This is a genomic window from Clostridium sp., assembly GCF_051654825.1.
GTDB lineage: Bacteria > Bacillota > Clostridia > Clostridiales > Clostridiaceae > Clostridium.
The window spans coordinates 1-4,038 of the sequence record NZ_JBOFYU010000239.1 but is presented as its reverse complement, the minus strand read 5'-3'; the positions used below and the strand labels follow the sequence as shown (position 1 = coordinate 4,038).

10 protein-coding genes are annotated in these 4,038 nt (G+C 29.7%); all 10 read right to left on the bottom strand.

The features are described from left to right. Positions 1 to 604 (bottom strand): CHC2 zinc finger domain-containing protein (locus tag ACRDBA_RS14675; protein WP_438573678.1); only part of this gene is annotated, 604 nt, incomplete at its 3' end. A 3-nt stretch (positions 605 to 607) separates the two neighbouring features. After that, entirely contained in the window at positions 608 to 826 is a 219-nt protein-coding gene (locus ACRDBA_RS14670) for a helix-turn-helix domain-containing protein (protein WP_438573677.1), read from the bottom strand. Positions 827 to 1,090: 264 nt separating this feature from the next. Beyond that, positions 1,091 to 1,291, bottom strand: a complete 201-nt coding sequence (locus ACRDBA_RS14665) for a hypothetical protein (protein WP_438573676.1) — start codon at positions 1,289 to 1,291, stop codon at positions 1,091 to 1,093. A 27-nt stretch (positions 1,292 to 1,318) separates the two neighbouring features. Further along, positions 1,319 to 1,630 carry a hypothetical protein gene (locus ACRDBA_RS14660; RefSeq protein WP_438573675.1) on the bottom strand — a complete coding sequence of 104 codons (312 nt, stop codon included), beginning with the start codon at positions 1,628 to 1,630 and terminating at the stop codon, positions 1,319 to 1,321. Positions 1,631 to 1,665: 35 nt separating this feature from the next. Further along, entirely contained in the window at positions 1,666 to 2,271 is a 606-nt protein-coding gene (locus tag ACRDBA_RS14655; protein ID WP_438573674.1) for an ERCC4 domain-containing protein, read from the bottom strand. 153 nt (positions 2,272 to 2,424) lie between these two features. After that, positions 2,425 to 3,114, bottom strand: coding sequence for an ERF family protein (locus ACRDBA_RS14650; RefSeq protein WP_438573673.1), 690 nt, complete (start codon positions 3,112 to 3,114; stop codon positions 2,425 to 2,427). A gap of 11 nt (positions 3,115 to 3,125) precedes the next feature. Further along, complete coding sequence (locus tag ACRDBA_RS14645) at positions 3,126 to 3,251, bottom strand: hypothetical protein (protein ID WP_438573672.1); 126 nt, start codon at positions 3,249 to 3,251, stop codon at positions 3,126 to 3,128. A gap of 25 nt (positions 3,252 to 3,276) precedes the next feature. Then, a complete protein-coding gene (locus tag ACRDBA_RS14640) occupies positions 3,277 to 3,498 on the bottom strand; it encodes a hypothetical protein (RefSeq protein WP_438573671.1) in 222 nt (73 codons plus the stop codon). A gap of 35 nt (positions 3,499 to 3,533) precedes the next feature. Continuing rightward, the gene (locus tag ACRDBA_RS14635) at positions 3,534 to 3,701 is read right to left on the bottom strand and encodes a hypothetical protein (protein ID WP_438573670.1); all 168 of its coding nucleotides are present in this window, start codon (positions 3,699 to 3,701) and stop codon (positions 3,534 to 3,536) included. Between the two features lie 127 nt (positions 3,702 to 3,828). Beyond that, on the bottom strand, positions 3,829 to 4,011 hold the full coding sequence (locus ACRDBA_RS14630; protein ID WP_438573669.1) for a hypothetical protein: 183 nt from the start codon (positions 4,009 to 4,011) through the stop codon (positions 3,829 to 3,831). Positions 4,012 to 4,038 lie beyond the last annotated feature (27 nt).

Sequence of the window (4,038 nt, the reverse complement as noted above, 5' to 3'; positions counted from 1 at the left end):
TGTCAGCATCTTTCTCGCCTTCAACTAAAAATATTTCTTTATTTTCTTGAATACTTTTTACAACTATTGGCATATTATATAGTAAGTTTACTTTTTCGCTTTTAAAGTCAAGTGAGTAGTAGTCGCCCTTATCGACTATATTTGCTTGACTATATTGTTTTTTGTTAGTTTCTTTATTTTTAAATTTAATCCTAACTAGCTTCGGAACTCCTTCAACATCTAAATAGAAATGCATATCTTCAAGTACATATGATTTATCTTTATACCAATGACTATTATCTCTTTCTATATATTCCTTTAATTTATCAAGTTTAGTCTTTTCTATTGAATAACTTAATCCTAATATTTCTAACGCTTTCTTTGTTGCTTCTAATACATCATATCCTTCTTTATATCTTATAAAATCTATACTGTCTCCACTAGCCTTACAAGTAAAACATTTGTATCTTCCACCCTTTAAACCCATGCTTGGATGTTTGTCTGAATGAAACGGACATAATACATTTCCCTTGCTTGTTTCTACTCCGTAATACTGTAATACCTTCTTTATATTTTCGCTATCACTTTTTATAATGTCTATAGCTTCTAATAATGATATTTGCATACATTACCCCCTATTTAATTTATTTTTAATCTCTTCCTTAGTATCTTTATACATATCACTTATACTAACATCTAATAATATTTCTAGTATAAGCAATTCTTTAACGGTAAAAGGTCGCCTTTCATTTTCCTTGTCAGAGTAGCTACCTTGCTTAATCCCAAGTATGATGGCAATATCTTGCTGAGTATATCCTTTTTTCTCTCTAAACTCTTTAACTCTCATAAATTCACCTCCTTGAAAATATCTATACTTTATTATATAGCAATACGCTATAAAGTTGCAAGTATTATTTTTCCAAAATATAACATTATTTTTCATATTACTTTTATGTTATAATAATTAAGTCAAAATTACAAAGTATGAATATTCCCCCTAAAATATTCTGAATATACCCCTAATAGCCTTATGAGTCCCCCTTGTAAGGTTATTTTTGCATTAAGAAAAGACTAGATTTCTCTAGCCTTTAAATTACTGATTTTATGCTCGTTACTTATTTACTAAAATAAACTTTTCATATATTTGCTTAGCATTCATCATATTATCAAATTCGTACTCTCTTTTATTCATTTTGCTAACTATATATAAATTATACTGTGCAATATGAGATACTATTTTATATCTAACATCCATTTCCCTTTCAACTCTATCTCTTTTTACTAATATATCCCCTATCTCATAGATATTCATATTCTTCCTCCTTTGTGTTTAAAAACCTTATTTTATCCACTCAAAAGGTGCATTTTCAAGTACAACAATTTCATGCGTTTCACCTGTTTCTGAGTTTACACTAGTCACTTTAACTTCAAATAATTTTTCCTCATTGGATACCTCGCCAGTTTTATCTTTCATATATGCAATATCTACTTTATTATTACTTAAAAATTCTTTAAACTCATTTCTATCTTCAATCTGTCTTACTGAACACCACTTGCCATTTATTTTTTCTACTATATCTTTATCTTTCAGTAAGTACTCCATCTCCACTTCTTTTTCTTCTCCATTTTCAACTATTATAAGTCTCTTCATTATCTCACATCCTAACAATTAAAAACATACTTTCGCTACTCAACATCTTTTAAATATTCTCTAGCGTGATAATATAAAATATCATGTATAAGCCTATGAGATTCGTTTTTACCGCAATACCATACGCTTACATTGTATCTAGTAGTCAATGCCATTAGCATAGCGTTAAATGATTTAGGATTGACGTTAGAACTCTTGTCATATCTAAAATGCTTACTACTTAATATTTTATCTATCATATCGGCAACTTCTACCACTAAATGTACTTTTATTCCTTGCTCATAAGCTTTCGATAATTCTCTTTCAAATCTGTTTTTACCTTCTTCGTCCTTTCTTTTGCTATCAAATAAGTTTTGACATAACTCACTCAATGCAAATTTTCTTTCAACTACAACCTTGTCTTGAAAGTTTAATACTTCCTTCTTTGGTAATTGCACCGCTATAGTATAGTCACCTATCTTTAGTCCTTTATCTTGCACGTAATACTGTATAGGGTCTGAATAAGTTGACTTCTTGCCCTTAAACATATCTAAATGACTAGGCTTATACTCTAATCCTTCATCCCATTTATTAAGTATGTGTTTTACAGATTTCTCTCTGCTATCTACAACCATCTTGTACTTTAAACGTTCTATTTTCATTACTCAAACTCCCCCAAGTTGCTTTATTATCTAGTTACCAGCCTATACACCACATAAGCTAATGCTGCTGTTGTTAGTATAGGCAATATTATTATTGGATTAAATATGTTTATCATGTCAATCACTCCTATCGTAGAAGCTAGAGGTTATCCCCTAGCCTTTTTTAGTTACCTTGCTTATTCTTGTAAATATATCCTTATAATGGTCTAGGCTTATATATGGTAGCGAATATCCATAATCCTTTAAGCAAGCATCATCAATTTGCTTCATACTCAACCCTTTTTCCTTTGCTAAGTTGTATAACTTTTCCCTAGATTCTTCATTTATGTTTTCTTGCTTTGCACCGTACAATTTATTAGTGTAATCATCAGAATGTATCTTATCCGTATCGTCACCAGTAGCTATTGCAAATAATTTAAGTAACATATTCTTATAAGCGTAAGTCTGTGCTTTTCCTATACCTTTGTCTTGAGTATCAACACCAGTTCCACTTGCTACAGTTATCATAGTTTCTTGCGGATTGTGTATATTTACAACTTGATAAGTAACATCAACATCAGATATTCTATTTATTTTTTCAACCTCTGCTTTAGTCTTGTAATCAATTCCTTTTACCTTTTCATCAGTACGAGTATATTGTTGTTGTATTGGGTAAACAACTACACCGTATTTATTCATCTTTTCGCCTACCGCTTTTACTACCTTCTCTATAGATATAGCCTTATAAGAGTTGCTTCCTGTTCCTACGCTATCATCTTTCTGCAAGTTTCCTATTTCAGCACTTATATTAGCTACCTTTTCCCATAAATTCATCTCTTTTATTTCATCAGAGTATTTTATCATTTTACTACCTCCTATTTTTTATTTTCTACTTGTATACCTTTTATCTTGCCATCTCTAACTATAAATGCAAATCCAAAAGTATTATTTATTTCATATGCCTTTTCCAAAGTCAATTCCTTTATATCCCTTAATAACATCTTTTTATCCCCCTAGTTCAATTATTTATTTGTGTTCCTTGTAATAGTTTAATTCACCTATACCACTCTCAATTTTGCTATAAGCTAATTCTAAAAGCTTATATTTATTTCTATACCTTGTATATTCTCTTTTCGCCAAACCTTCTGCTATAACACCGTCATTATTGGTCCAAATCTCTTTGGCCTTATTGCAATAATCTAAGTGTATTCTTTCCATTTCTTCTTGAATAAACTTTAATTCTTCCACTTAATCACCTCTTTATTGGTAGAAGCTAGAAGGTTTTACCCCTCTAAGCTTCTTAAATCACTTCTAAGACTTGCTAACTTGTCAGTCAATACTAATATTTCAAATTCCCAATCATTTAGCTTTGCTACTGATAAATCATATTCAGCATCTTTTATTTCTGATTCTATCCTTGAAGCTTCCACCCATCTTTTACTAAATAACATTTAACCACCTCTTTATTTGATTAACTTTATATATTTATTATATACTTATTATTGCCTTTTGGCAACACTTTTATGCAATTTATTTTATTTATTTTTTTTACAATAAAAAAGGAAGGTTATACCCTCCCTATTTGCTAATCATTCTACTCATTTGTAAGTTGCTATCCATCATACATAAGCACGCTTCTATCTTTGCACTAATACTTATATAATCACTTGTTCCTTTTTCTAATCCATCTCTTTGATGTTCTAATATTACCAACTTATCATTTAATTCTAAATACTTTTCCCAATATCTATTATTATACATTTTTATTACCTCCTAGTAATTTGATTT

What these genes read in the sequence shown, in the direction of transcription:
- ACRDBA_RS14670 (WP_438573677.1), bottom strand. Translation starts at nt 826, where the DNA reads ATGAGAGTTAAAGAGTTTAGAGAGAAAAAAGGATATACTCAGCAAGAT.
- ACRDBA_RS14650 (WP_438573673.1), bottom strand. Translation starts at nt 3,114, where the DNA reads ATGATAAAATACTCTGATGAAATAAAAGAGATGAATTTATGGGAAAAG.
- ACRDBA_RS14645 (WP_438573672.1), bottom strand. Translation starts at nt 3,251, where the DNA reads ATGTTATTAAGGGATATAAAGGAATTGACTTTGGAAAAGGCATATGAA.
- ACRDBA_RS14630 (WP_438573669.1), bottom strand. Translation starts at nt 4,011, where the DNA reads ATGTATAATAATAGATATTGGGAAAAGTATTTAGAATTAAATGATAAG.
- ACRDBA_RS14635 (WP_438573670.1), bottom strand. Translation starts at nt 3,701, where the DNA reads ATGTTATTTAGTAAAAGATGGGTGGAAGCTTCAAGGATAGAATCAGAA.
- ACRDBA_RS14660 (WP_438573675.1), bottom strand. Translation starts at nt 1,630, where the DNA reads ATGAAGAGACTTATAATAGTTGAAAATGGAGAAGAAAAAGAAGTGGAG.
- ACRDBA_RS14665 (WP_438573676.1), bottom strand. Translation starts at nt 1,291, where the DNA reads ATGAATATCTATGAGATAGGGGATATATTAGTAAAAAGAGATAGAGTT.
- ACRDBA_RS14655 (WP_438573674.1), bottom strand. Translation starts at nt 2,271, where the DNA reads ATGAAAATAGAACGTTTAAAGTACAAGATGGTTGTAGATAGCAGAGAG.